Origin of the sequence: Parendozoicomonas verongulae (assembly GCF_009711465.1) — a bacterium.
GTDB lineage: Bacteria > Pseudomonadota > Gammaproteobacteria > Pseudomonadales > Endozoicomonadaceae > Sansalvadorimonas > Sansalvadorimonas verongulae.
In genome coordinates this window covers 1-403 of record NZ_SMME01000554.1, presented here as the reverse complement: position 1 = coordinate 403, position 403 = coordinate 1, and the positions used below count along the sequence as shown (strand labels likewise).

The window sequence follows — 403 nt, the reverse complement described above, 5'->3', positions numbered from 1 at the left end:
TGACAAAGAGATCGAACTGGCTCTGGGCAGGCTACTCGAGGTCATGGGGGGGGCCGATAACCTGAGAAAGGCCCTCGAGATTTATACCCGGCTGCGCACTCAGGCAGCCGGGGGGAAAGCGAACACTCCCTGTAATGACAAAGATGTCGAGCTAACACTGGGCAGGCTATTCCAGGCCATAGAGGGGACGGATAACATGAAAACGGCCCTGGACATCTTTACCCGGCTGCGCACCCAGGCGGCCGGAGGCCAGGCGAACATCCCCTGCAATGATAAGGATATTGAGTTAACACTGGGCCGACATCTCCAGCTCATGGGGGGTACGGACAACCTGAAAACAGCTCTGGACATTTTTACTCAGCTGCGCGCCCGGGCGGCCGGGGGGCAAGCGAACACCCCCTGT

Annotated in this window: 1 protein-coding gene; it reads left to right on the top strand. The window is 58.8% G+C overall.

Annotation, left to right across the window (positions count from 1 at the left end):
- A partial coding sequence (locus E1189_RS01455; RefSeq protein ID WP_196220978.1) for a hypothetical protein occupies positions 1-403 on the top strand: 403 nt, incomplete at both ends.